This is a genomic window from Palleronia aestuarii (assembly GCF_003253995.1).
Lineage (GTDB): Bacteria > Pseudomonadota > Alphaproteobacteria > Rhodobacterales > Rhodobacteraceae > Palleronia > Palleronia aestuarii.
The window spans coordinates 283,409-309,448 of the sequence record NZ_QKZL01000002.1; the positions used below are offsets into that span (position 1 = coordinate 283,409).

At 66.4% G+C, this 26,040-nt stretch carries 25 protein-coding genes and 1 riboswitch; of the genes, 9 read left to right on the top strand and 16 right to left on the bottom strand.

Annotated elements, in window-relative coordinates; translation table 11 throughout:
• Positions 1-7: 7 nt before the first annotated feature.
• Complete coding sequence (gene pncB, locus LX81_RS03495; RefSeq protein ID WP_111535896.1) at positions 8-1,300, bottom strand: nicotinate phosphoribosyltransferase; 1,293 nt, start codon at positions 1,298-1,300, stop codon at positions 8-10.
• Positions 1,301-1,446: 146 nt separating this feature from the next.
• On the opposite strand from pncB, the gene LX81_RS03500 reads away from it, so the two are divergent.
• Positions 1,447-2,637, top strand: a complete 1,191-nt coding sequence (locus LX81_RS03500) for a GAF domain-containing sensor histidine kinase (RefSeq protein WP_211322700.1) — start codon at positions 1,447-1,449, stop codon at positions 2,635-2,637.
• On the opposite strand, the gene arfB is transcribed toward LX81_RS03500, so the two are convergent.
• From arfB to LX81_RS03530, 6 genes are all read right to left on the bottom strand, one after another.
• Entirely contained in the window at positions 2,634-3,068 is a 435-nt protein-coding gene (gene arfB, locus LX81_RS03505; RefSeq protein ID WP_111535897.1) for an alternative ribosome rescue aminoacyl-tRNA hydrolase ArfB, read from the bottom strand. The two genes, LX81_RS03500 and arfB, sit on opposite strands and share 4 nt — an antisense overlap.
• Positions 3,069-3,490: 422 nt before the next feature.
• Entirely contained in the window at positions 3,491-4,111 is a 621-nt protein-coding gene (locus LX81_RS03510; protein WP_111535898.1) for a queuosine precursor transporter, read from the bottom strand.
• A 99-nt stretch (positions 4,112-4,210) separates the two neighbouring features.
• Positions 4,211-5,083 (bottom strand): esterase-like activity of phytase family protein, encoded by an 873-nt coding sequence (locus LX81_RS03515; protein ID WP_111535899.1) that lies wholly within the window; start codon positions 5,081-5,083, stop codon positions 4,211-4,213.
• The gene (mepA, locus tag LX81_RS03520; protein WP_111535900.1) at positions 5,059-5,961 is read right to left on the bottom strand and encodes a penicillin-insensitive murein endopeptidase; all 903 of its coding nucleotides are present in this window, start codon (positions 5,959-5,961) and stop codon (positions 5,059-5,061) included. Before mepA ends, LX81_RS03515 begins: the two co-directional genes overlap by 25 nt.
• Positions 5,958-7,292, bottom strand: coding sequence for an MFS transporter (locus LX81_RS03525; protein ID WP_111535901.1), 1,335 nt, complete (start codon positions 7,290-7,292; stop codon positions 5,958-5,960). Before LX81_RS03525 ends, mepA begins: the two co-directional genes overlap by 4 nt.
• A complete protein-coding gene (locus tag LX81_RS03530; RefSeq protein ID WP_111535902.1) occupies positions 7,289-7,822 on the bottom strand; it encodes an acyl-CoA thioesterase in 534 nt (177 codons plus the stop codon). Before LX81_RS03530 ends, LX81_RS03525 begins: the two co-directional genes overlap by 4 nt.
• Before the next feature lie 114 nt (positions 7,823-7,936).
• Between LX81_RS03530 and LX81_RS03535 the strand changes: the two genes are divergently transcribed.
• Positions 7,937-8,224, top strand: a complete 288-nt coding sequence (locus LX81_RS03535) for a YggT family protein (RefSeq protein WP_111535903.1) — start codon at positions 7,937-7,939, stop codon at positions 8,222-8,224.
• A gap of 52 nt (positions 8,225-8,276) precedes the next feature.
• Positions 8,277-10,316 carry a DNA helicase RecQ gene (recQ, locus tag LX81_RS03540; RefSeq protein WP_111535904.1) on the top strand — a complete coding sequence of 680 codons (2,040 nt, stop codon included), beginning with the start codon at positions 8,277-8,279 and terminating at the stop codon, positions 10,314-10,316.
• Between the two features lie 6 nt (positions 10,317-10,322).
• Here the strand turns inward: recQ and LX81_RS03545 are convergent, their stop codons facing one another.
• Positions 10,323-10,784 carry a CreA family protein gene (locus tag LX81_RS03545; RefSeq protein ID WP_111535905.1) on the bottom strand — a complete coding sequence of 154 codons (462 nt, stop codon included), beginning with the start codon at positions 10,782-10,784 and terminating at the stop codon, positions 10,323-10,325.
• Positions 10,785-10,889: 105 nt separating this feature from the next.
• On the opposite strand from LX81_RS03545, the gene LX81_RS03550 reads away from it, so the two are divergent.
• From LX81_RS03550 to LX81_RS03560, 3 genes are all read left to right on the top strand, one after another.
• Positions 10,890-12,080 carry a glycine C-acetyltransferase gene (locus LX81_RS03550; RefSeq protein WP_111535906.1) on the top strand — a complete coding sequence of 397 codons (1,191 nt, stop codon included), beginning with the start codon at positions 10,890-10,892 and terminating at the stop codon, positions 12,078-12,080.
• A 2-nt stretch (positions 12,081-12,082) separates the two neighbouring features.
• Positions 12,083-13,123, top strand: a complete 1,041-nt coding sequence (gene tdh, locus LX81_RS03555; protein ID WP_111535907.1) for an L-threonine 3-dehydrogenase — start codon at positions 12,083-12,085, stop codon at positions 13,121-13,123.
• Positions 13,124-13,226: 103 nt separating this feature from the next.
• Positions 13,227-14,552, top strand: a complete 1,326-nt coding sequence (locus LX81_RS03560; protein ID WP_111535908.1) for a lytic murein transglycosylase — start codon at positions 13,227-13,229, stop codon at positions 14,550-14,552.
• On the opposite strand, the gene LX81_RS03565 is transcribed toward LX81_RS03560, so the two are convergent.
• Together LX81_RS03565 and aroC are read right to left on the bottom strand one after the other, a co-directional pair.
• Positions 14,516-15,649, bottom strand: coding sequence for a PAS domain-containing protein (locus LX81_RS03565; RefSeq protein ID WP_111535909.1), 1,134 nt, complete (start codon positions 15,647-15,649; stop codon positions 14,516-14,518). The genes LX81_RS03560 and LX81_RS03565 overlap by 37 nt on opposite strands.
• Positions 15,650-15,695: 46 nt before the next feature.
• Complete coding sequence (gene aroC / locus LX81_RS03570) at positions 15,696-16,799, bottom strand: chorismate synthase (protein ID WP_111535910.1); 1,104 nt, start codon at positions 16,797-16,799, stop codon at positions 15,696-15,698.
• Between the two features lie 91 nt (positions 16,800-16,890).
• A riboswitch (TPP riboswitch) is annotated at positions 16,891-16,988 on the top strand.
• Between the two features lie 24 nt (positions 16,989-17,012).
• Here aroC and thiB point away from each other — a divergent pair.
• From thiB to LX81_RS03585, 3 genes are read left to right on the top strand one after another with little or no spacing between them, the layout of a single operon-like run.
• Positions 17,013-17,999 (top strand): thiamine ABC transporter substrate binding subunit, encoded by a 987-nt coding sequence (thiB, locus tag LX81_RS03575; RefSeq protein ID WP_111536030.1) that lies wholly within the window; start codon positions 17,013-17,015, stop codon positions 17,997-17,999.
• Positions 17,975-19,528 (top strand): thiamine/thiamine pyrophosphate ABC transporter permease ThiP, encoded by a 1,554-nt coding sequence (locus tag LX81_RS03580; RefSeq protein ID WP_111535911.1) that lies wholly within the window; start codon positions 17,975-17,977, stop codon positions 19,526-19,528. The genes thiB and LX81_RS03580 overlap by 25 nt, the downstream gene beginning before the upstream one ends.
• Positions 19,515-20,210 carry a thiamine ABC transporter ATP-binding protein gene (locus LX81_RS03585; protein WP_111536031.1) on the top strand — a complete coding sequence of 232 codons (696 nt, stop codon included), beginning with the start codon at positions 19,515-19,517 and terminating at the stop codon, positions 20,208-20,210. The genes LX81_RS03580 and LX81_RS03585 overlap by 14 nt, the downstream gene beginning before the upstream one ends.
• 49 nt (positions 20,211-20,259) lie before the next feature.
• Here the strand turns inward: LX81_RS03585 and LX81_RS03590 are convergent, their stop codons facing one another.
• The 6 genes from LX81_RS03590 to dapF all read right to left on the bottom strand — a co-directional run bounded on the left by LX81_RS03590 (position 20,260) and on the right by dapF (position 25,974).
• Complete coding sequence (locus tag LX81_RS03590) at positions 20,260-21,099, bottom strand: cytochrome c1 (RefSeq protein WP_111535912.1); 840 nt, start codon at positions 21,097-21,099, stop codon at positions 20,260-20,262.
• A gap of 11 nt (positions 21,100-21,110) precedes the next feature.
• Positions 21,111-22,454 (bottom strand): cytochrome b, encoded by a 1,344-nt coding sequence (locus tag LX81_RS03595; protein ID WP_111535913.1) that lies wholly within the window; start codon positions 22,452-22,454, stop codon positions 21,111-21,113.
• 11 nt (positions 22,455-22,465) lie between these two features.
• Complete coding sequence (gene petA / locus LX81_RS03600) at positions 22,466-23,041, bottom strand: ubiquinol-cytochrome c reductase iron-sulfur subunit (RefSeq protein WP_111535914.1); 576 nt, start codon at positions 23,039-23,041, stop codon at positions 22,466-22,468.
• Positions 23,042-23,200: 159 nt separating this feature from the next.
• The gene (locus LX81_RS03605; protein ID WP_111536032.1) at positions 23,201-23,806 is read right to left on the bottom strand and encodes a glutathione S-transferase; all 606 of its coding nucleotides are present in this window, start codon (positions 23,804-23,806) and stop codon (positions 23,201-23,203) included.
• Positions 23,807-23,866: 60 nt separating this feature from the next.
• On the bottom strand, positions 23,867-25,147 hold the full coding sequence (gene mtaB / locus LX81_RS03610; RefSeq protein WP_111535915.1) for a tRNA (N(6)-L-threonylcarbamoyladenosine(37)-C(2))-methylthiotransferase MtaB: 1,281 nt from the start codon (positions 25,145-25,147) through the stop codon (positions 23,867-23,869).
• Complete coding sequence (gene dapF, locus LX81_RS03615) at positions 25,144-25,974, bottom strand: diaminopimelate epimerase (protein WP_111535916.1); 831 nt, start codon at positions 25,972-25,974, stop codon at positions 25,144-25,146. Before dapF ends, mtaB begins: the two co-directional genes overlap by 4 nt.
• Positions 25,975-26,040 lie beyond the last annotated feature (66 nt).

Genomic DNA, 26,040 nt, shown 5'->3' on the forward strand with positions numbered 1-26,040 from the left:
ACGCCGCTCAGACCACGACCTCCAGCCGCTCCTGCGCGCCGACGCCGAAGACCCGCTTGTAGCGTTCGACCTCCGCCGCGGGCCCCATCGCCTTCTCGGGATTGTCGCTGAGCTTCACCGTCGGGTGCCCGTCGGCGGCGACGGCCTTGCAGACGAGGGAGAAGGGCGCGAGCCGGTCGCCCGCCACGAGGCCACGGAAATCGTTCGTCAGAAGGGTGCCCCAGCCGAAGGAGACCCGGACCCGCCCCGCGAATTGCGCGTGCAGCTCCCCGATCTTCTCCACGTCGAGCCCGTCGGAGAAAATCACCAGCTTCTCGCGCGGATCCTCGCCCCGCGCCTTCCACCACGCGATCGCCCGCTCCGCACCCTTGGCCGGGTCGCCCGAATCGATGCGGATCCCGGTCCAGCCCGCGAGCCAGTCGGGCGCCCCTTCGAGAAACCCCTCCGTGCCGTAGGTGTCGGGCAGGATGATGCGCAGGTTGCCCTCGTGCTCCTCATGCCAGTCCGACAGCACGTCGTAGGGCGCGCGGCGCAGGCTCTCGTCGTCGCGGGCGAGCGCGGAATAGACCATCGGCAATTCGTGCGCGTTCGTCCCGATCGCCTCCATGTCGCGATTCTTGGCGATGAGGCAGTTCGACGTGCCGGTGAAGGCGGAGCCGAGCCCCTCCTGCATCGCCTGCACGCACCAATCCTGCCACAGGAACGAATGCCGCCGTCGGGTCCCGAAATCCGCGATGCGGAGCCCGTCGATCCCGCGCAGGACCTCCACCTTCTCCCAGAGCTTCGTCATCGCGCGCGCATAGAGGATCTGCAGCTCGAAGCGGTCCATCGTATCGAGCACGGCGCGCCCGCGCAGCTCCATCAGCACGGCGAGCGCGGGGATCTCCCACAGCATCACCTCCGGCCACGACCCCTCGAAGGTCAGCTCGTACTGGTCGCCCTTGCGCTCGAGTTCGTAGGGCGGTAGGCGCAGCGCCTCGAACCAGTCCATGAATCCGGGCGTGAACATCTGCCGCTTGCCATAGAACGTATTGCCGCGCATCCAGGTGCTTTCGCCGCGGCTGAGACTGAGAGACCGGATATGGTCGAGCTGCTCGCGCAATTCACCTTCGTCAATCAGCCGGGCCAGCGGTATGGACGTGGTGCGGTTGATGAGGGAAAAGGTGACCTGCGCTTCTGGCTTCCGGCGAAAGACCGACTGACACATGAGAAGCTTGTAGAAATCCGTATCGATCAGCGATCTGACGATCGGGTCGATCTTCCAACGGTGATTCCAGACGCGTGTGGCGATGTCGACCATGATCCCCTCCGTTTGCCCCGTGACTTCTGCATGGCCTTGAGTACGCCTACAAGCCGGTCGTGCGACGCTTTGGCGCCCTGCACCGCCTGTGATAGACTGAAAGAACCGGACCTGATCGCTTTCGAGAACGAATTGTTTAGATACCCATGAACCTCGACGAAACGGAATTCTTCGACCAGGACATCCAGCGGATCCAGTTCATGGAGCAGGTGCCGCTGATCCTGGACGTCTGTGCGCAGGCGACCGGCATGGGGTTCACCGCTATCGCCCGCGTCACGGAGGATCGCTGGATCACCTGCGCGTCGCGCGACGACATCGAATTCGGCCTGCGGCCGGGCGACGAGCTCGACGTGGAATCGACGATCTGCAAGGAAGTGCGAACCGCCGAGCGGCTCGTCGTGATCCAGGACGTAGAGACCGACGCGGTCTATTGCGATCATCCGACGCCGAAGCGTTACGGGTTCCGGAGCTACATCTCGGTGCCGATCGTCCGCGCTTCCGGAGAGTTCTTCGGGACACTCTGCGCGATCGGTCTGCAGCCGATTAAGGACGATCCGGCCCGTGTGGTGGGATTGTTCAAGCTCTGCGCACAACTCGTCGGCGCCCAGATCGACACGTCCGAGATGCTCGAACAGAGCAATGACGCCCTTTCCTTCGAACGCGAGACGGCAAAACTCCGGGAGGAGTTCATCGCGATCGTCGGGCATGACCTGCGCAACCCGATCGCGGCGCTCGGGGCCGGTCTGCGGCTGATGGAGCGGCAGATGCCCGAGGGTCCGGCCCACGACATGCTGCCGGAGATGAAGCGCACGGTCCTCAGGGCCAACAAGATCATCGACAACCTGCTCGATTTCGCCCGTGGCCGGATGGGCGAGGGGATCGTCGCGGTCCGGCGCCGGGACGTGAATCTCTCCGAGGTGATCGAGGATGTCGCCTCGGAGATCCGCGCGGTCTCCCCCCATGAGGTGGAGGTCGATCTCGATCTCGACCGGCGCATTGATTGCGATCCGCAGCGGGTCGGCCAGCTCGTCTCGAACCTTTTGAGCAACGCGGTCACCCACGGGACGCTGGAAACCCCGATCCTGGTCCGCGGCCGTACCGACGAGGCCGCGCTCCACATCTCGGTGGAGAATTCCGGCGATCCGGTGACGCCCGAGATGCTGACCTCCCTGTTCCAGCCCTTCGTGCGCGGCGATCGGTCGAGCCAGAACGGTCTGGGCCTCGGTCTCTATATCAGCTCGCAGATCGCACGTGCCCATGGCGGCGAACTGATCGCCGAATCCGACGGCGGGAAAACGACCTTCACCTTCGTCATGCCGCTCGAGCCGGCGGGCTAGGCGTCCCGGCTGCCGGGATCGACGCGCCCCCGCATCGCCTTGACCTCGCCGCGGACCTTCTTCTCCTTCAGCCGCCGCTTCTTGGAGCCGAGCGTGGGGCGCGTCGCGATGCGCCGCTTCGGCCGCTCCGCCGCCGCGCGGACCAGCTCGGCAAGCCGGTCACGCGCGATTTCCCGGTTGCGCGCCTGGCTGCGGGTCTCCGCCACCTGAAGCACCAGAGCGCCGTCCCGCGTCCAGCGCCGTCCCGCGAGCCGGCGAAGCCGCATCTTGACCGGCTGCGGCAGGTTCGGGGACCGCTCCGCCTCGAAGCGCAGCTCCACGGCTGTCGCGACCTTGTTCACGTTCTGCCCGCCCGGTCCTCCGGACGTGCCGAACTGCTCGACGATCTCCCAATCCTCGATCGTGATCGCCGGGGTGATCTTCAATGCCATGCCTTCTCCCCCGGATCCGGATCGCGCGATGTGCGTATGCCGGTTTGCATACGTTCGGTGTACGCGCGGCATACGATGTATGTCCGTCCGGTGCACGCGAGCCGTACGTCCGACGCACGCGCGCTGCACCGATGCTGCACGCGCCGTGTACGTCCGGTGTACGTCCGGTGTACGGGTCACGCCCCTCCCTGAACGCGAAAAGGGCTGCCGGAAACCGACAGCCCTTCGAATGTTTTGGAGATGGGCCCGGTTAGAGCGGCGCCCAATCAGGGTTCTGTCACCTCAGGGTTTGCCCTCAGGCGATGGCCCCCATGACTGTTCCGACCTCATACTCCACCATCATTCTAGACACTGGACCACCTCCTTTCATTTGATTTCCGATAGGTAGAAGTTCGCACAGATTTTGCGTTTGTCAAAAGAAATTACGCTATCCGTGGGCCCGCTCTTCTCACGATGACGCGAAATGGTACAAGCGCGATCAAGGCGAGGGCGAACTTCACCATCCAGTCCGCCGCCGCGAGGCTGACCCAGAGCGGAACGGCCGGTCCGACCCCCAGAAGCGGCAGCGTCTCGTTCGCCCACGACACGTCGTTGCCCGGCTCGACGAAGCTGAGCGCTGCGCTGAACGCGATGGAAAAGAACAGCGCCGTATCGAGCGCCGATCCAAGCAATGACGAGACGAACGGCGCCCGCCACCATTCCCCGCCCCTGAGGCGGTCGAAGACAGAGATATCAAGAAGTTGTGCCATCAGGAACGCGGTTCCCGAACCGATCGCGACCCGCCAGGTGACGAGCGGGCCGAACGCGCCGTCGATCTGCGTGCCGACGAGGGAGCAGGCGATGCCGACGACAAAACCCGCGAAGACGACGCGCCGCGCGGCCTGCGGCCCGTAGAGGCGGTTCATGACGTCGGTCACGAGGAAGGCGAATGGATAGGTGAGCGCCCCCCAGGTGAGCCATTGCCCGATGAGGACCTGAACGAGGATGTTGGAGGCCACGACGATGATCGCCATGGCGAGGATGCCGGGAAGAAGACGGGTCATGCGAGGGTCCGTTTTGACAAGGTGGCCGGAGACTTGGCCCATGCGGGCAGCGTCCGCGCTCCTACGCCCGCAGGCGGCGCGGGACAAGCCCCCGACGGCTCAATCGGGCACGCTGTACTCGACGAATTCGGTCCTCTGGAAGAAACGGAAGTTGTCGTCGGAGATCATGGTGACGCGCAGCCCCCCGTCGCCGTCACGCCAGACCGAGACCCCTTCGAGGTTATCGTGCTGCCCCGTCCGCGATTCGAGGAGCGTCTCCTCCGTTTCGATCCCCTCCGAACCGAGTGTGAACCGCCGCACCCGGCTCGCGAAGCCCAGGCCGGAAAAGTACCGCTCAAGGATGTAGAGCCGCCCGCGATCGTCGAAATCCGCGCCGACGGGACGAAAGGAATCGCGCTTCGGCACCATGTAGGGCCGCGTCCAGCGCCCGTTTCGGAACCGCCAGATCGGGAACTCGGCCTCGCGGTCGCGCCAGACCTCCGGCATCGTGTAGAGCGCGCCGTCCGCGTCGATCGCGAGCGCCTCCAGGGAGGAGTTGGACCCCAGCCCGTTGAAGTCTCGCGGCCTCGGCAGGGGCGAGGGCTTCCCGCCCGGCGTCTCGTACGACCAGACCCGCGCACGATGTTCGAAGGAGACGTAGATGCGCCCATCCGGCGTGACCGCGAGCCCTTCCGAATCCCCGAACGCCGTCGTCATCGGCGTCCCGTCGGTATTCAGGAGTGGCAGGATCGGACCGATCTTGGCTCCCACGATGTGGCCGTCTTCGCGAAGCAGGCGTCCCGAAACGATGCTCGAGCGATCCGAGATGGCCGTGAAGTCGATCCCGTTCGCGGCGATGTCGAGGCCAGAGAAACCACCGAAATTCGGATCTTCCAGGCGCCACGTATAGTCCCCAACGAATTCGGCGCCCCTTGCGGGAGCACCGAGAATGAGGAGGCAGGCGAGGATCAGCGCGCGAGGACGGCTTGGCATGCGAGCGGCAGGTCGGCCATGCGAAGATCGCGTTTCGGCGGTGCGGGGGCGGCGTTGGGATCTGGCGGCGGCGGGTTGAGGATATTGTTCACCCAGGCCTGCGCATCCGCGCATCCGTCACCGGGCGGCGGCGGTTCCTGGTTCTCGCAGCCCTGCGCCCCGCGCGGGCAGGTCAGGCGTACATGCATATGGTAGTGATGCCCCCACCAGGGCCGGACCTTCCGGAGATAGCTTCGATCGCCGGTCTCGTCGGCGCACATCCGGACCTTGGCGCCCGGGAAGAGGAAGATACGGGAAACGCGGGGGTCCTCCGCCGCCGCCTTGACGAGTGCGTGCTGGAACGGACCCCATTGGGAATTGACGTAGGCGCCGGAGCTGCGCTGCATCGACACGGCTGAGAGGTTCTCCCGCTCCGGCCGGCTGAGGCCGAGCGTGGCGGGCATCAGCCAGATATCCGCGTCGAGCCCGCTCTGGTGGCTCGCATGGCCGGTCAGCATCGGTCCGCCCCGGGGCTGGCTCATGTCGCCCACGTAGATGCCGTTCGCTTCCGGTCGGGCGGCCATCAGGCGGGAGAGATCCTGCACCATGTCGACCGTCTCGGGATGCGCCCAGTTGCGATTGCGGCTGAGCCGCATCGCCTGCCAGGTGGGCCCGGTCTCGGGGAGTTGTATCCCGCCTGCGAGGCACCCTCTGGAATAGCCACCATAGGGGGACGAGGGGAGCGCCGCGGCGTAGGACTTCGAGCCGAAGAGTTCCTTCGCGACGCCGCTCTGCGTGACCTCGACGAGGGGCATGGGGATCGGGTCGGATGCGTCGTCGCCGCAGGCGGCGAGCGTGAGGAGCAGGCCCAGGGCTGCAATGGATCGCGCGAGAATCATGCCGGCTGATCTCCATCGGTTTCAACCCAGGGTAGCAGAAGCAGACCCAGGCCGAACAGTCCGATCAACGGAGAAATCCCCCATTGTTGCGATCCGGTCAAGCTCGTCGCGATCCCAATGGAGAGAGGTGCCAGGAAGGACGTGGCTTTGCCCGCAAGGGCGTAAAGACCGAAGGCCTCGGTCATCCGCTCTGGATCGGCCTGGTGGACCATCATCGTGCGACTCGCGGCCTGCAATGCACCGCCTGCCGCGCCGATCGCCGCGCCGATCACCATGAAGGTGGTGTCGGGCAGGGTCGCCCCCACCGATTGCGCGATCCCGAAGACCGCGTCGCGCGAGACGAACATCGCCGCGAGGACGCTTGCGAGAAGGACGAGGATCGCCGCGACGATGACGGGCTTCGGTCCGAAGCGCCGGTCCGCCCGGCCGCCGAGCCAGGCGAAGATCGCGCCGGTGACGACGGCGATGATCCCGAACGTCCCGGTCTGGACTACCGACCAGTCGAGTACGCCCGCCGCGAAGATCGCGCCGAGCGCATAGGTTCCGTTGAGCCCGTCGCGGTAGAGCATCGACGCCGCGAGGAAGGCGGTGCGGCTCGGTGTCTCGGGCAGGCGGCGCAGCGTTCGCCCGAGGCCGCGAAGCGCGCCGGGGATGTCCGTGGGCACGGCGCGGCCGGTGGTCGCGGGATCGCGCACCCAGAGAAAGAACGGCAGGATGAAGACAGCATACCAGAGCGCGGTCAGCGGGCCGACGAACCGTGTCCCCTCGCGCGTATCCGGGTCGAGACCGAACAGGGGGTCTGTTCCGAGGAGCGTCTTGCCCGTCGCCGCATCCTCGGCAAAGAAGAGGAGCACGATCACCAGGGCCACCAGCCCGCCCACGTAACCGAACGCCCAGCCGCTTCCAGAAACATGCCCGAGGTCCTCGCGTGCGGCGAGGCCGGGCAGCATCGCGTTGGTGAAGATCGTGGCGAACTCCATTCCAACCAGCCCGATTGCGAAGCCCGCCATGACGAGCCACAGGTTCAGCGAGCCGGGCGCCGCCCACCAGAGCGAGGCCGCGCCCGCGACGTAGAGCAGCGAGAAGAGGCCGATCCAGCACATCCTTTGCCCGGACTGGTCCGCGATCGCCCCGAGGATTGGCGCGAGGAGCGCGATGACGATCCCCGCCGCGGCGATGCCATAGCCCCAGATCGCCTGCGCCCGGGTCCCGTCCCCGATCAGCGACTGGATATAGGGCCCGAAGATGAAGGTGATGAGCAGCGTGTTGTAGGGCTGGCTCGCCCAATCGAAGAAGAACCAGCCCCAGATCCGCCGCTTCCCGGACGTCATGCAGGTGCCGGCATCGGCGGCCAGGGCCGCTCCGCCTCTGCCGCGATCCAGGCCGCGATCCAGGCAGGCAGGGGTGGGCTCTTGGCGTCGAACGCCGCCTCGACCTCCGCCATGGTCACGAGTCCCGCCCTCGAGGTGATCGCGCTGCGCAGGAGGACCTGCGAGGTGCAGGTCTCGCCCTTCCACATGCTCTGATCGACATAGAGGAATCGCGCGTCCCATCCGGCGATCCGGCTGCGCATCTCGATCCGGTCGAACATCCGCACCCTGCGGCGATACCGGATGGACGAACCGGCGACGGTGCCGCCCCAACCGCGGGCCCGCATGACCTCGCGCGCCCCGATTCGCTGGAAGAGCACGATCCGCCCGAGATCGTAGAGCGTGAGCGTCCGCCCGTTGTTAAGCTCTACCCAGAGGTCGATGTCCTGCGGCCAGCAGACATGGTGGCTCACATGCGTGTCGAAGAGGCCTAGGCGGGGCGCGTTTCGGTGAATGGCGATTTCCTTCGCCATGCGGATCACGGGATACATCGGCCAAACTCCTTCGCGCCACGGGGTGCCGCGCCCCGACCCGGCGGTCAAGTCTTGCCCGCACGTCCGGCCCCCATTAGATAGCGGGCATCCCATGACGAGAAAGGCTCGCCGATGACGTCGCTCTTCCAGATCCTGCTTCTGATCCTCGACGTCGTCTGGTTCATCATGATCGCGCATATCGTGATGTCGTGGCTCATCAACTTCCAGGTCCTGAACCTGCGGCAGCCGCTCGTGTCGCAGATCTGGTTCGGCCTGACGCGACTGCTCGAACCGATCTACGGACCGATCCGCAGCGTGCTACCCTCGACGGGCGGGCTCGACCTCGCGCCCCTGGTCGCGTTGATCGGCGTCTATGCGCTCCGGATCATCCTGATGAACAACGCCCCCGCCTTCTACTGAGCGCGCGAACCTTGCCGTCTGCGCCCCGTCCCATCTCGACCCGGTAGGCCGTATGGACCAGGCGCACGCGCTCCTTTCGCGCATCTTCGGCTATGCCGCCTTTCGCCCCGGCCAGGAGGAGATCGTCGCGGCGGTGTCGTCCGGTCGCGACACGCTCGCCATCATGCCGACGGGCGGGGGAAAGTCGCTCTGCTACCAGCTCCCGGCCCTCATGCGACCCGGTGTCACGGTCGTCATCTCGCCCCTCATCGCGCTCATGCGCGACCAGGTGCGCGGGCTGCAGGAGGCGGGCGTGGCCGCCGGTGCGCTGACCTCGGGCAATACCGAGGGCGAGACGGAGGCCGTCTGGACCGCGCTTCATGCGGGCGAGCTGAAGCTTCTCTACATGGCACCGGAACGTCTCGCCTCGGGCGGCATGGAACGGATGCTCGCGGACGCGCATGTGGGGCTTCTCGCGGTCGACGAGGCGCATTGCGTGAGCCAGTGGGGGCACGATTTCCGGCCCGACTATCTCAGGATCGGGGCGTTGAGGCAGGCGCTCGACGTGCCCCTCGCGGCCTTCACCGCCACCGCCGACGCGGAGACGCGGGCCGAGATCGTCGCGCGGCTCTTCGGCGGGTCGGAGCCCGAGATGTTCCTCCAGGGCTTCGACCGGCCGAACATCCACCTCGCCTTCCAGCCGAAGAACCAGCCGCGCGGGCAGATCCTGCGCTTCGCCGCTGCGCGGAAAGGCCAGTCGGGCATCGTCTATTGCGGCACGCGCGCCAAGACTGAAAGCCTATCTCAAGGCTTGGGCGAGGCCGGACACAGCGCCTGTTTTTATCACGGTGGGATGGAGGCGGAGGCGCGGCGCGACGTGGAGTCGCGGTTCGCGCGGGAGGACGGGCTCGTCGTCTGCGCGACGGTCGCCTTCGGCATGGGCGTGGACAAGCCGGACATTCGCTGGGTCGCGCACGCCGATCTCCCGAAAAGCATCGAGAGCTATTATCAGGAGATCGGCCGCGCCGGCCGCGACGGGGCGCCGGCGGAGACGCTGACCCTTTACGGCATGGACGACATCCGCCTGCGCCGCAGCCAGATCGACGAGGGGCTCGCGCCGCCCGAGCGCAAGGATGCCGATCACGGGAGGCTGAACGCGCTCCTGGGCCTTGCCGAGGCGATGGGGTGCCGCCGCCGGCAGCTCCTCGCCTATTTCGGCGAGGCATCGGAGCCCTGCGGCAATTGCGACCTCTGCGCCCGGCCGCCCGAGACGTTCGACGGGACCGAAGCGGTACGAATGGCACTTTCCGCGATGCTCAGGACCGGGGAATATTTCGGCACCGGACACCTCGTCGACGTGCTGACGGGCCGGGTCACCGACAAGGTCCGGGAACGCGGCCACGACAAGCTGCCGACCTTCGGCGTCGGGCGGGAGCACGACAAGCGGCACTGGCAGGCGATCTTTCGACAGATGATGGGGCGCGACCTCGTGCGGCCCGATCCCACCCGCCACGGCGCCCTCCGCATGACCCATGCCGCGCGTCCGATCCTGCGCGGCGAAGAGAGGATCGAGCTTCGCCTGGATCTGGCCAGGACGCCGGAGGGCCCGGCCGTGAAGGCGCTCGTGAGCGACGAGGACGCACCGCTCCTGTCGGCGCTCAAGGCCAAGCGCCGCGCGCTCGCGGAGGCGCAGAAGGTGCCGGCTTACGTCATCTTCGCCGACCGCACGCTGATCGAGATGGCGGAGACGAAGCCCGCCACGCTCGACGAGATGGCACGGATCGGCGGCGTGGGGGCGACCAAGCTCGAGCGCTACGGCGCGACCTTCCTCGAAGTTCTCACCGGCGGAGCCGAGCGGATGCATCCCGCACGTCGCAAGCTCGCCGGACGGCCGGAAGGCGCGCTCCTCGACCGGTTGCAGGCGGCGCAGGCCGAGCTTCTGCGCGGCCCGCAAGGTACCGACAAGCCGATGAGTTGCGCCACGCCGACGCTTCGATGGATCGCGGAGCGGCGGCCTGCATCGATCGAGGATCTCGCTCGTGGGCCGGGTCTCTCGGACGCGAAGGTGGAGCGGTTCGGCCCGACCTTCCTGCGGCTCGTGGCCGAGGATTAGCGCCTCTCAGGGTTGGTAGAGCGGTACGGTGGACATCGACATCTTCGCCGAACCTTCGGTGAGCTCCGCGGCATGGGCGAGATAGATGAGCGTCCGGTTCGTCTCGTCGTAAATGCGCTTGATCCGGAGCGTCTTGAGGATGATCGAGCGGCGGGTGTTGAACACGTCCTCCCCGCCCTTGCTGCGGTCGATATCCTCGAGATCGGCCTCGTCGATCGGCCCGGTCTGACGGCAGGCGATGGAGGCGTTCGACGGGTCCTCGAACCAGTTGCCCTGGCTCAGACGGTCGATCACGGAGCGGTCGAAATAGGCGATGTGGCAGGTGACGCCGGGAATGTCGGGATCGGCGATGGCCTCGATGACGATGTCGTTGCCGATCCAGTCGACGCCGACATCGCCGACCTCCTCCGCACCGGCGGGCAGGGCAAGGAGAACGGCCAGGGCCGCGGCAAGCGGACGTCGGATCATGGGTCTTTCTCCTTACTCGAGGGCCGCACGGAACGCCGGAGGTCCGAGATCGTTCCTTACGGGACAACCTAGCATGTCATTCCGAAGTCCCAAACGGAGTCCATCATGTCGGACGCCTTTCTCGCCCATCTGACCGCGACGCTCGAGGAGATCGAGGCCGATGGCCTCCTCAAACACGAACGCGAGATCGAGGGTGCGCAAGGCGGGCATATCGACGTCGGCGGGCGTGACATGCTCAACCTCTGCGCCAACAACTACCTCGGTCTCGCCGACGATCCCCGCCTCGTGGACGCGGCCACGCGGGCGATGCAGGAAAACGGGTTCGGCATGGCAAGTGTGCGCTTCATATGCGGCACGCAGGATTTGCACCGCCAGCTCGAGCGGCGTCTGGCCGGGTGGTTCGGCCACGACGATGCGATCCTCTTCGCCGCCTGCTTCGACGCGAATGGCGGGCTCTTCGAGCCGCTTCTGGGTCCCGACGACGCGATCGTGTCCGACGCGCTCAACCACGCCTCCATCATCGACGGGATCAGGCTCTGCAAGGCACGCCGGTTCCGCTACGCCAATTCCGACATGGAGGATCTGGAGGCCAAGCTCGTCGAGGCGCGCGAGGGCGGGGCGCGGCACGTGATGATCGCGACGGACGGCGTGTTCTCCATGGACGGTTATCTGGCGAAACTCGGGGAGATCCGGGCGCTCGCGGATCGCTACGACGCGATGCTGATGGTCGACGATTGCCACGCGACGGGCTTCATGGGGCCCTCGGGTCGCGGCACGCCCGCGCATTGCGGGGTGTCAGCCGACATCCTGACGGGCACGCTCGGCAAGGCGCTCGGGGGGGCCGTCGGCGGATATGTCTCCGGACCGCAGCCGGTGATCGACGTGCTCAGGCAACGCGCACGTCCCTATCTCTTTTCGAACGCCCTTCCGCCCGCGATCACGGCGGCGGGCCTCGCGGCGATCGACATCGTGGAGGCGGGCGATGACCTGCGCGAACGGCTGTTCGAGAATACACGGCACTGGCGCGAGGGGCTCACGGGGCACGGTTTCGACCTCCTGCCGGGGGAGCATCCGATCGTGCCGGTAATGACAGGCGACGCGAAACTCGCGCAGAAGATGGCCGAAGGGCTCGACGCGGCGGGCGTCTATGTCTCGGCTTTCTTCTATCCGGTCGTCCCGAAGGGAAAGGCGCGGATCCGCACGCAGATGAACGCGGCCCTTACCCGAGACGACCTCGATGCGGGCCTCGATGCGTTCGCGCGGGTCGGGCACGATGTCGGGCTCATCGGAGGCTGATCATGGGCGAGAACGAGATGATGGTGCTCGCGAAGTCACGGCCCGAGGAGGGGCTCTGGCGCGAGACGCGGCCGGTGCCGGAGATTGGCCCCGACGACGTGCTTATCCGCGTCAACAAGACCGGCATCTGCGGCACCGACATCCACATCTGGAACTGGGACGAATGGGCGCGGCGGACGGTCCCGGTGCCGCTCGTCACCGGGCATGAATTCGCAGGCGAGATCGTCGAGTTGGGGCGCGACGTCGAGGGCCTGTCGCTCGGCCAGCGCGTCTCCGGCGAGGGGCACCTGATCGGCCGCACCTCGCGGCAGAGCCGGGCGGGAAAATTCCACCTCGATCCGGAGACCCGCGGGATCGGCGTGAACGAACCCGGCGCGTTCGCGGAGTACCTGCGCCTGCCCGCCTTCAACGCGGTGCCGCTGCCCGACGGCATCGACGACGAAATCGGCGCGATCCTCGACCCACTCGGCAACGCGGTCCATACCGCCCTCTCCTTCGACCTGATCGGCGAGGACGTGCTCGTCACCGGAGCGGGGCCGATCGGGATCATGGCGGCCGCCGTCGCGCGCCATGTGGGCGCTCGCCATGTCGTCGTCACCGACATCAACCCCGACCGTCTGGCGCTTGCCGAGAGCGTCGCGGACGTGGTCGCGGTGAATGTCGCGGAGACCGACCTGCGCGGCGTCACGGAACGGCTCGGCATGAAGCAGGGCTTCGACGTGGGCCTCGAGATGTCGGGAAGCCAGGCCGCGCTCGATCAGATGGTCGAGGCGATGACGATGGGCGGGCGCATCGCGCTTCTCGGAATTCCGCCGGGCAAGTCGCCCGTCGACTGGAGCCGGATCGTCTTCAAGGCCATCACGCTCAAGGGTGTCTATGGTCGCGAGATCTTCGAGACGTGGTACAAGATGATCGCCATGCTCGAGAACGGGCTCGATGTGCGCCGGGTCATCACCCACCGTTTTTCCGCCCGAGATTTCGAGCAAGGATTCGCGGCGATGCGATCGGGGCGGACTGGCAAGGTGGTGCTCGACTGGCGCTGAGCCAAAGCGGTCCCGACCCAACGGCCATTTTACTTCAAACGCGGCATTCGCTCTTCTAGGTTGCACATGACACGGGTGCTGCCATCGAAGAGACGGGACACGCATGAGAAGGTTCGCAGCGATCGGAGTGGCCGTCTGGGCCACGGTTCAGGCCACTACGAGCCCCGCGCAGGAGGGCATTCGACCGGTCGCGCGGGCCTCCGTCGGTGCGACGATCGCCCCGCTCCGGGAGCCGATCGACAACATTCGGCCCCGGCCCCGCCCCGCGGCCCAAGAGGCGCCCCGCGCCGCTCAGCCCGGTCATCCCCGTGCTTCCGCCTTTCAGGACTGGATCAACCGGTTCCGCGGTCGCGCCCTGACGCAGGGCGTCGCGCCCGAGGTATTCGATCGGGCCTTTTCCGGGGTGAGCTACGATCCCGCGGTGATCGAGCGGGATCGCAACCAGTCGGAATTCACCAAGACGCTTTGGGAGTATCTCGACAGCGCCGCGTCGGATAGCCGGGTCGCGAACGGCCGGGCGGCGCTGGAGGAGAACCGGGCGATCCTCGAGGCCGTCGAGGCGCGCTACGGCGTCGAGAAAGAGGTCGTCGCGGCGATCTGGGGGCTCGAATCAGCCTATGGCGCGCATCGCGGCTCGACCCGCATCGTCGAGGCGCTGGCGACGCTCGCTTTCGACGGGCGGCGTGGGCGGTTCTTCGAGGCACAGCTCGTCGCGGCCCTCATGATCCTGCAAAGCGGCGATGTGACGGCCGAGGACATGACCGGGAGTTGGGCCGGCGCGATGGGCCATACCCAGTTCATCCCGACATCTTATCTCACCTATGCGGTCGATTTCGACGGGGACGGGCATCGCAACATCTGGTCGGAGGATCCAACCGACGCCCTCGCCTCCACCGCGGCCTATCTGAACCGGTTCGGTTGGAAGACGGGGGTCCCTTGGGGGGTGGAGATCACCCTTCCCGACACGTTCGACTTCTCCCTCGCCCGACGCAACGACCGGCGGATGCCGTCCGAATGGGTGGCCCTTGGCGTTCGCGGAACCGATGGGGCGGCGGTGCCGGATTACGGCGAAGCCTCGATCTTGCTACCGGCGGGCGCGGATGGGGCGGCCTTCATGATCTTTTCGAATTTCGAGGTTCTCGAGCGGTACAACACCGCCGATGCCTACGTGATCGGCGTGGGGCACCTGAGCGATCGGATCGCCGGTGGTCCGCCGATCCGGGCCGATTGGCCCCGCGGCGACCGTGCGCTCACCTTCGACGAGCGGCTCGAAATGCAACGCAGGCTGACAAGCCAGGGCTTCGACACCAAGGGGGTCGATGGACGGATCGGGCCTCTCACAATATCGGCCGTCCGCTCCTTCCAGCGCGCGCAGGGTCTGATCCCCGATGGCTACCCGTCCCTCCGGCTGCTCCAGACATTGCGCTGACCGTCTGGCCAAGCGACCGGCAGGTGAATCGTGGCGACGAGCCCCTCATGTCTCCAGTCGAGCGCGATGCGTCCACCCGCCCCCGCGATGACGGAATTGATGATCCGTGCCCCGATCCCGGTGCCGCGCACCGCAGGTTTTCCGGAAAGTGTCGGGCCGCCTGACTCCGTCCAGGTAACGATTATTTCATGGCCGGACCGCTGCCATGTCAGGTGCACTTGTCCCTGATCCCGCGACAGCGCCCCATATTTGAGTGCGTTCGTTGCAAGTTCGTGGATCGCCATGCCGAGCGGCGTGATGATTCGAGGGGGCAGAACCATCGGCGCCGCCTCGATGACGATGGCGTCGTAGTCGCCGCGGACGTAGGGCGCGAGCGTGATCTGTGCGAGGCGCAGGAGATTGTCGCTACCGTCGGTTTGCCCCCCCGTCATCGTCGTGGAATGCGCGTTGCGAAGGGCTTCGATACGGTCGAGGATTTTCCCGATCGAGGATTGCTCGATGTTCTCGTCGCGGGCGGTGAGACGAATGATGGCGTTGATCACCGAGAAGAGATTGGCGGTGCGGTGCTGCAGTTCTTCAGCGACGGAGGCCTGCACCGCGATCCGCTCGCGCTCTTCCACGATGTCGGTCACGTCCCATTGCGAACCGTAGAAATGGGACAGCCGGCCCTCGTCGTCGTAGATTGGTCCGATATGGAGCGAGTTCCAGAAGGGCGTGCCGTCCTTCTTGTAGTTCAGCAGCTCGAAGACCCGGACCTCCTCCTTGCGGATCGCCTCACGGATCCGGTCGATCTGGGCGGGGTCGGTTCCGTCGCCTTGCAGGAACCGGCAATTGCGACCGATGATCTCCTCGCGTGAGTAGCCGGTCAGATCCGCGAAAGCTTGGTTGATCGAGATGATGGGGCAATCCTCCTGAGAGGGATCGCTGATACAGATCGCCATCCGCGCCTGTTCCATCGCATGGATCATGAGATGTTCGGTATCGACTGCCGAATCCTGTGATCGATCCATGTGCGGGCCGCGTTCGGTATGCGGATGGTCCGCTGCCCCGGCCTCGGCGGTCCGCGAAGCCCGGGACGTCTCAGAAAATTCCTTCATGGCCTTGGAAATACTTCACTCTTTCCAACTAGGGAAGTTTGAACTTTCACCCGATCCGACCGCGCGGTCCTTCCCCGACCTGCGCACGGTGGAGAAGCAGATGGTCGAGCATCACGGCAGCGGCCATGGCCTCCGCGACCGGGACGGCACGGATGCCGACGCACGGGTCGTGCCGGCCCTTGGTCACGACTTCCGTCGGCTCGCCGGATCGGGTGATCGACCGCCGCGGGGTTAGGATGGAGGAGGTCGGCTTCACGGCGAAGCGGACCACGATATCCTGGCCGGTGGAGATGCCGCCAAGGATGCCGCCGGCATGGTTCGATGCATAGACGGGTCCGTCAGGCCCCATGTCGATTTCGTCCGCGTTTTCCGTGCCCGTGAGACCGGCGGCCGACATCCCCTCGCCGATCTCCACGCCCTTGACGGCGTTGATGCTCATCATCGCGGCGGCGAGTTCGGTGTCGAGTTTGGCGTAGACCGGCGCGCCGAGGCCCGGCGGGGCGCCCGCGATCCGCACCTCGATCATCGCGCCCACGGACTGGCCGTCCTTGCGCAGCGAATCGAGATACGTGCCCCATTCCTCCGCGGCCGCGGCATCCGGGACCCAGAACGGGTTGCGTTCGATCTCGGCCATGTCGATCCGCGCCGGATCGATCCGCCGCGAGCCCATCTGCACCATGTAACCCGTGACCGAAAGCTCCGGGGCTAGGGCCGCGAGGGCGGCCCGCGCCACACCGCCGGCCGCCACGCGCGCCGCCGTCTCACGCGCCGAGGACCGCCCGCCGCCACGAGGATCGCGGATGCCGTATTTCTGCCAGTAGGTGATGTCGGCATGGCCGGGGCGGAACGTCTCCGCGATCTCCGAGTAATCCTTGGAGCGTTGATCGGTATTGCGGATCATGAGCTGGATCGGCGTACCCGTCGTCTTTCCCTCGTAGGTACCCGACAGGATCTCCACTGCGTCCGGTTCGCGTCGTTGGGTGGTATAGCGGCTTTGCCCCGGCCTGCGGCGATCGAGCCAGACCTGGATATCGGCCTCCGAAAGCGCGATCCCCGGCGGGCAGCCATCGACGGTCGCCCCGAGCGCTGGGCCGTGGCTCTCGCCCCAGGTCGTGACCCGGAAAATGTGGCCGTAGGTATTGAAGCTCATCGACATTCTCCCTGACCCGGGGGTGTTAGTGCGCGGTCGCGAACGTCTCAAGAGGTTTCGCCTTGCCGCGCCTTGCGCCGCAAACTAGGCTTCTCGCACCTCGGGGCGCCCAAGGGCTGAGACGCGGATCGCGGACCCGTAGAACCTGAACCGGTTAGCACCGGCGGAGGGAAGGTCGATCATCCGAGGCCGCCCGTCCGTCATGGAGATGTGATGCTGCACTCGATCCTCCCCCTTCTCGGTCTTCTTGCGGTCCCGGCGGCCGCACAGGACGCTCCGGTTCTCGAGGTCTACACGTACGACAGTTTCGTCAGCGACTGGGGGCCCGGCCCGGCCCTCGAAACGGCATTCGAGGAAAGCTGCGCCTGCGATCTGCGCTTCACCGCCGCGGGCGACGGCGCTGAACTCCTGGCGCGGCTTAGGCTTGAAGGGGCCCGGACGGAGGCGGATGTGGTCGTCGGCCTCGATACCAGCCTTATCGCGATGGCGGCCGAGACCGGTCTTTTCGCGCAGCACGGGTTCGAAGGCAGGGCCTGGGACTTGCCGATCGCCTGGCAGGACGACCTCTTCGTTCCGTTCGACTGGGGGTACTTCGCTTTCATCCATGACCGTTCGCTCGAAACGCCCCCTGCGAGCTTCGAGGAGCTCGCGGAGAGCGACGTCTCGATCCTCATTCAGGATCCGCGCTCTTCGACGCCGGGGCTTGGGCTCCTCCTGTGGGTTAAGGCGGCCTATGGCGACGGGGCCGAGGCGATCTGGGAAGGGTTGTCGGACAATATCGTCACGATCACCAAGGGTTGGTCGGAAGCCTACGGCCTCTTTCTGGACGGCGAGGCGGACATGGTTCTGAGCTATACCACGTCGCCCGCTTATCACATCATCGCGGAGAACGACGACAGCAAGATGGCCGCGCCTTTCGAGGAGGGGCATTATCTCCAGATCGAGGTAGCCGGGGCGATCGCGTCGTCGGATGAACTCGACCTCGCGATGGAGTTTCTCGACTTCCTGACGAGCGACCGGGCGCAATCGGTCCTTCCCACGACGAACTGGATGTATCCCGCCAGGCTGCCGGAAGCCGGTCTTCCCGAAGGGTTCGAGACGCTGATCGCGCCCGAAACGGCGCTCATCTTTCCCGCGGGCGAGCTGCCGGAGATCCGGTCCATGGCGCTCGACGAATGGCTTACGGCGCTCAGCCGCTGATCCGGCTTGGACAGATAGCGGCGGGTCTCGTTGTCCTGCTCATCGCGGGCACGATCCTCGCGGTAGCCTGGAGGGCGGAGGCAAGTGCGCGTCTCGGGGCCGCCGACTGGGCGGCGATCCGCTTCACTCTCTGGCAGGCCGCGTGGTCGGCGATCCTGAGCGTCGCGCTGGCCATCCCGCTCGCCCGTGCATTGGCGAGGCGCCGCTTTCCAGGGCGCAGCGCGGTCGTGACCATCCTGGGAGCGCCTTTCATCCTGCCGGTGATCGTTGCGGTGCTGGGTCTTCTCGCGATCTTCGGACGGAACGGATTGCTGAACGCGGGCCTCGGTGCGCTCGGATTGCCGGAGGTGACGATCTACGGCGCCTGGGGCGTGGTTCTTGCGCATGTCTTCTTCAACCTGCCCCTTGCCACGCGATTTCTGCTGCAGGCTTGGCTCTCCGTTCCGTCGGAGCGGTTCCGTCTCGCGGCAAGCCTGGGTTTCGGGCCCGCCGCGACGTTCCGAATCATCGAATGGCCCCTCCTGCGGGCGACGGTGCCGGGGGCGGCGCTCGTCATCTTTCTCATCTGCACGACGAGCTTCGCGGTCGCGCTCACCCTCGGGGGCGGACCGTCCGCCACGACGATCGAACTCGCGATCTATCAGGCATTCCGTTTCGACTTCGATCTCGGCCGGGCCGCGCTTCTGGCGCTCGTCCAGCTTGGCGTGACGACGGTGGCGGGTCTTCTCGTGCTTGGCGTGGCCGTGCCGGACGCGATGGGCGGCGGGCTCGACCGCGAGGTCGCGTACCGGCCGGCTCGGGGCCGTTTCCTAGATGGTCTGATGATCTTGCTCGCCACGGTTTTCCTCGTCACGCCGATCGGGGCGCTCGCCGTCTCGGGCGTCGCTGCCCTTCCCGGATTGCCGGCGGAGGTCTGGTGGGCCGCGATGCGATCGATCGCCACGGCGCTCGGATCCGCGCTGCTCTGTTTGGTCCTGTCGCTGTCGATCGCACTTGCCGTCGTACGGGCGCGGCGCGGCGTAGCGCGTCTTCTCGATCTGGCCGGTCTTCTCGGGATCGCCGCCTCGCCACTCGTGATCGGGACGGGGCTATTCATCCTGACCTTTCCCTGGATCGCACCGTCGCGCCTCGCCCTGCCGCTCACGGGCCTCGTCAACGCGATCATGGCGATGCCTTTCGCACTGCGCGCGCTCATCCCGGCCGTCGCGCGCGTCGAGGCCGATTACGGGAAACTCGCCGACAATCTGGGTCTCAGGGGCGGCGCACGGTTGCGGATCCTGATCCTGCCCCGGCTTCGGCGGCCGATCGGGTTCTCCGCGGGGCTCGCTGCCGCGCTCTCGATGGGCGATCTGGGCGTCGTGGCGCTCTTCGCCGATGCCGGTTCCGCGACGCTTCCGCTGCAACTCTACCGCCTCATGGGTGCCTACCGGATGGAGGCGGCATCGGGCGCGGCCCTTCTATTGCTCGGTTTGAGCCTGTGCATCTTCTGGGTCTTCGATCGCGGGGGGCGTGTCGATGCTGACGCTTGACGCGGTCGAGATTGCGCGGGGCGCGTTCTGCCTTCGGGCGGATTTCGTCATCCCCGGCGGAGCGCTCGTTGCCCTGATCGGTGCGTCCGGGGCGGGAAAATCGACCTTACTCGAGGCGATCGGAGGTTTCGTGCCGATATCCGGCGGATCGATCTACTGGTCCGGCGCCGACATCACCCGCGAACCACCCGATCGCAGGCCGGTGGCAACCCTCTTTCAGGACAACAACCTTTTCCCGCATCTGACGGTGTCGGCCAACATGGCGCTCGGCCTGACATTGCGACGCCGGCCATCGGCGGCCGATCGGAAGCAGGTTACCGAGATGCTGGAGCGGGTGGGTCTCGACGGGCTCGGTGATCGCAAGCCCGGGGCGCTATCGGGCGGACAGCGGAGCCGGGTGGCGCTCGCCCGCGCCGTGCTGCAGAATCGGCCGCTCCTCTTGCTCGACGAACCCTTCGCCGCCCTCGGTCCTGCGCTGAAGGCTGAAATGATCGGGCTCGTCGTTGGACTTGCACGCGAACGGGGCAAGACCCTTATGATGATCACCCATGATCCGCAGGATGCCCACCTGTTGGGTGACCAGACGATCTTGATCGCCGATGGTCGCGCCGAAGAGCCTGCGGACACGAAGCGGCTTTTTTCCGCCCCGCCGCCGTCCCTCGCAAGCTACCTCGGAACGTAAAAGGCCCGGCCGATCGGGCCAGGCCTTCGATCACTCGGAGCGCCGCTCGTCATTCCGCCGGCATTTTCTCCGCCTTGCGCTTGTAAGGCGCCCAGATCCGCTTGTTCGTAAGATAGAGGAGCGCCGCGAGCACGGCGAGCATCAGGAACCCGACGAATCCCGCGGATTTGCGGGCGGCGAGATGCGGTTCCGCCGTCCACATCAGGAAGGCCGCGACGTCCTGCGCGATATCGACCTGTCCGGTCGGGGAGCCGTCCTCGAAGCTGACGTCGTCACCGTAGAGCGGCGGCGCCATGGCGATCCAGCCGCTCGGGAACGCCGTGTTCTCGTAAAGGACCGCGCCCGCCTCTTCACGCTGCTCTCCGGTATAGCCGTTGAGCAAGCTCACGATGTATTCCGGGCCACCCATGCCGCGGACGAACTGATTGATCCCAAGGCCATAGGGGCCGTGGAACCCGGCCCGCGCCTTGGCCATGAGGCTCAGGTCGGGCGCGTTCGACAGCGACGATTCGGGGAAGTGGTCGGTCGGCGTTGCCGGACGGTAGTCGCCTTCCCCGTCGAGCAGCGACTCGTCGAACACCTCGTAGAAGGCGGCGTAGGCCCGCACCTGGTCGTCGGGAAGGTCAGGCCCACCCGACTGCCCGAGGGAGCGGTAGGCCACGTAGCGCAGGCCGTGGCAGGCCGAGCAGATCTCGGTGAAGACCTGCAGGCCACGCTGGAGCTGCATCTGGTCGTAGCTGCCAAACGGCCCCTCGAAGGAGAACGAGTAATCGGTGATATGCGATTCTTCATGTCCACCACCGCCTTCTCCCTCCTGCGCGGCGAGGGCAGCCCCCGGCGCGAACAGGAGACAGACGAGGCCCGCGCGCAGAATCTTCTGAAACGTCATGCCTGGTCCTCTTACTCGGCGGGATTGACGACGGTCGTGGTGCCGCCGGTATTGGGCGCGTAATGCGTCGCGTAATCGTCTTCAATCGTCTTGGGCTGCGCGAGCGGCTTCTCGATCACGCCAAGGAGCGGCAGGATGATCAGGAAATACGCGAACCAGTAGGCCGAGGCGATCAGCGAGATCGAGGCATAGGGCTCTTCGGCGGGCATGGCTCCAACCCACATCAGCACGAAGAAATCGACGACGAGCAGGGCGAACCACCACTTGAACATCGGCCGGTAACGGCCGGAGCGCACCGACGACGTATCGAGCCAGGGTGCCAGCGCCATGACGATGATCGCGCCGAACATCGCGAGCACGCCGAAGAACTTTGCATCGACGATACCGCCCGTGATCCAGCTCGCCGCGATCACCACCCAGACGTCGCCGGTGAAGGCGCGCAGAATTGCGTAGAACGGCAGGAAGTACCATTCCGGAACGATATGGGCAGGCGTCGCGAGCGGGTTCGCCTCGATGTAGTTGTCGGGGTGGCCGAGGTAATTGGGCATGAAGCCCACGACGGCGAAGAACACCGCGAGGATCACCGCAAGGGCGAAGAGATCCTTGATCACGAAGTAGGGCCAGAAGGGCAGGGTATCGCGTTCGGCCACTTCCTTGGACGTCCGGCGCACCTCCACCCCGGTGGGGTTGTTGTTGCCCGTCGTGTGGAAAGCCCAGATATGGACGATGGTCAGGCCCGCGAGGATCATCGGCATCAGGTAGTGAAGCGAGAAGAACCGCGTCAGGGTGTACTCGCCCACGGCCGGCCCGCCGAGGAGCCAGGTCTGGAGGCTCTCGCCCACGAAGGGAATCGCGCCGAAGAGGCCGGTGATCACGGTCGCGCCCCAGAACGACATCTGCCCCCAAGGCAGGACGTAGCCCATGAAGGCGGTACCCATCATCAGCAGGTACATCAGGATGCCGATGATCCAGGTGATCTCGCGCGGTTCCTTGTAGGAGCCGTAGTAGAGATTGCGGAAGATATGGGCATAGACCGCGACGAAGAAGAGCGACGCCCCGTTGGCGTGGAGATAGCGCAGCATGTAGCCGCCGTTCACATCGCGCATGATGTGCTCGACGCTTGCGAAGGCCGTCTCCGTCGAAGGGATGTAGTGCATGACGAGCACGATCCCGGTGACGATCTGCAGGACCAGCGTGAAGGTCAGAACGATGCCCCAGATCCACATCCAGTTAAGGTTCTTCGGGGTCGGGATCATGATCGTGTCGTAGAGCAGCCCGATGACGGGCAGCCGCTTGTGGACCCAGCGCTCACCGCTCGTCTGCGGCTTGTAGTGATCGTGCGGAATTCCGGCCATGTCGGCTCTCCCTATCCGAGAACGATGGTGGATTCGTCGGCGAATTCGGCGATCGGAACCGGAAGATTCTCGGGCGCCGGGCCACGGCGGATGCGTCCGGCCGTATCGTAGTGCGATCCGTGGCAAGGGCAGAACCAACCGCCGAAATCACCGGCGCTGCCGAGCGGCACGCAGCCCAGATGGGTGCAGACGCCCATCATCACCAGCCATTCCTCCGTGTTCGCGTCGCCCGGCTGGACGAGTGCGCGATTGGGATCGGTCGCGGGCGCCGTGTCATCGATATTGGCATTGCGCGCGAGCGGATCGGGCAGGGAGTTCACGTCGACCTCGTTCGCCTCCGTGATCTCTTCCTCGGTGCGGCGGCGGATGAAGACCGGCTTGCCGAGCCACATGACGGTCAACTGCGTCCCGGGCTGCACGCCACCCACATCGACGCGGATGGAGGACAGCGCCTGCACGTCGGCGGTCGGGTTCATCTGGTTGACCAGCGGCCAGATTGCGGCTCCGGCGACGACGGTTCCGGCGCCCGCGGTGGCGTAGTAGAGGAAGTCGCGGCGGGTGCCGACGTGGTCGTCTGCCTGGGACACGAAATTTCTCCGTTCTGCTGTGCCGGACTCGCACGGACCCGAAACCGGTATTCCACCGGAGCGGGGCGCGGTCCTACGGCTCCTGTCGCGTGTCTAGCGCCACTTTCCCGTTCGGTCCAGCGGACAAACCAACGCAGACCACCGTGAGATGAGCCTGTGTTACAGTTCTGCGCGGGTCGCCGTCATCGAGGCGCGTTCCGCGAACCGCTTCTCCCATGCGGCGAGCCCGTCGCGTCCGGCGCGCCAGTTCCGCTCGCCGTGGCGCAGGTCGAGATAGCCGAGCGCGCAGGCGGTCGCGATCTGTCCCATGTCGAGCCTGCCGGAAAGATGGCTCATCCAGCGGCCCTCGAGCGCGTCGAGCGCGCGGGTGATCTTCGCCCATTGGCCGTCGAGCCAGCCGTCGAACACCTTCTCCGACGGCCGCACGCGATGCTCGTAGACCATGAGGACGGCGGCATCCATGATCCCGTCAGCCGTCGCCTCGAGCGTCAGCGTCTCCCACAGCCGCGCTTCGGGATAGAGCTTGCCGCCCCCGCGGTGGTCGAGATAGCGGCAGATCACCCGGCTGTCGTAGAGCGCGGGTCCGTCGGGTCGGGTCAAAGTCGGGATCTTGCCCAGCGGATTGTGCGCAGTGTTCCCCGCATCGGGGCTGACCGGCGTCTGCGATGCCGGCACGATCTTCACGGCGTCGAGCTGACCCGTCTCGTGCAGGGTCACCATGACCTTCCGCACGAAGGGCGAGGCGGCTGCGTGAAAAAGCTCCATCATGATCCGGTATCCTCCCTCATCGCGCGGCACGCTACGCGGACGGCCGGGGAGTGTCCATCACGCGGCGGCCTCGTCGTTAAGGGCCTCCGCGCGGAGCGTACCGGTATCGGCTGCGAGGATGCGGGCGCCCACGATGCGTCCCGTGGGCTGGTCGGCTGCGAAACGGACCTCCGCGAATTGCTCAGTGCGGCCCATGCGGGGGTTTTCCATCAGGACGTGACGCGTTCGGCCCACCTGGGCGGAGAGATGGGCCTCCGTCCTGCAGGCGCCCGCCGTGCGGAGCCGGGCCGCGCGCTCGCGGATTTCGCCACCGTCCACCTGCGGCATTCGCGCGGCGGGTGTTCCGGGCCGGGGGGAGTAGGGAAAGACGTGCAGCCAGGTCAAATCGCATTCCTCCACAAGGGAGAGCGAGTCCGCGAAATGCGCCTCCGTTTCGGTCGGGAAGCCTGCGATGATGTCGGCGCCGAAGGTCATCTCCGGGCGCAGGCGCCGCGCCGCCTCGCAGAAGGCGATAGCGTCGTCACGGAGATGACGGCGCTTCATCCTCTTCAGGATCAGGTCGGATCCGTGCTGCAGGCTCAGGTGGAGATGCGGCATCAGCCGCTCCTCCTCCGCGATCGCCTGCATCAGCGCCGGATCGACCTCGATCGAATCGATTGAGCTGATCCGAAGCCGCGGCAGGTTTGGCACGAGCCGCAGGATCCGCGCGACGAGATCGCCCAGCCGTGGCCGCCCCGGCAGGTCGGACCCCCAGGACGTCAGATCGACGCCGGTAAGAACGACTTCGTTGTAGCCCTGCGCCGCGAGCCGCCGGATCTGCTCGACCACGATCCCTGCCGGAACGCTGCGGGAATTGCCGCGGCCGTACGGGATGATGCAGAAGGTGCAGCGGTGGTCGCACCCGTTCTGCACCTGAACGTAGGCACGGGAGCGGGTGCCGAACCCGTCGATCAGATGGCCGGCCGTCTCCTTGACGGACATGATGTCGTCGACCTGCACCCGCTCCGTCTTCCCGGTGAAATCCGGCGCGAGCGCGGCCCAGGTCCCGGGCTCCATCTTTTCCGCATTACCGATCACGCGATCGACCTCGGGCATCGCGGCGAAGCTCTCGGGATCGGTCTGCGCGGCGCAGCCGGTCACGACGATCCGCGCGTCCGGGTTTTCGCGGCGCAGGCGACGGATGTCCTTCCGGGCCTTTCGGACCGCTTCCGCCGTTACCGCGCAGGTATTCACGACGACCGCGTCCTCGAGCCCCGCCTCGCGTGCCAGCGCCTTCATCGCCTCCGTCTCGTAGGCGTTGAGCCGGCAGCCGTGGTTGGAGAAGACGGGCGGCTTCACGTCAGTGCCGCGAGGAAGGACGCGGTGAGGTGACCGTCGAAGATATGCATCGTCGGCCCGGTCATCCACACCCCGTCGTCGCGCCAGTCGACATGGAGCGTTCCACCGTCGAGATCGATGCGAACCCTGCGCCCCGCGAGCCCGCGCCGATGCGCCGCGACCGCGGCCGCGCAGGAGGACGAGCCGGAGGCGAGCGTCAGCCCTGCACCGCGTTCCCAGACCCGCATCCTCAGATGATCGGGCCCCGCGACATGGACGACCTGCACGTTGGTGCGCTCGGGAAAGAGGGGGTGGTTCTCGTGCGCCGTGCCGAAATCCGCGAGGTCGATAGCCTCCGCATCGTCGACGAAAAACGTGCAATGCGGATTGCCCATCCCGGTCGCGACCGGTTCTCCGGGGATCGGCAGGCGATCGGTCGGGACGTCGCGGGCGAGCGGGATCTCGCGCCAATCCGTCATCGGCGCGCCCATGTTGACGGAGATGAGGCCATCGCCCGCATCGACAGCCTCGAGAGTTCCACGTTCCGTGGCGAGGACGACACGCCCCGGACCGTCGCCGATCAGATGACGCGCGATGCAGCGCGTGGCGTTGCCGCAGGCTGCCGAAAGGGAGCCGTCGCTGTTCCAGAACGTGAGCCGCGCATCTGCCCTTGCATCACTGTCGATCGTCGCGAGCTGATCGAAGCCCACGCCGCGATGCCGGTCCCCGAGCGCGCGGGCAAGCGCGGCCGTCACCGGCACGTCGCGCGTCCGGCGATCGATCACGACGAAATCGTTGCCCAATCCATGCATCTTCAGGAATGGCACATCTGCGGAACTCTGATCCATGCGCGCGCATATACGCCCGGCATCCGGTACTGCAAACCCTGTGGGACGAATCGAGCCGTTTCCGCT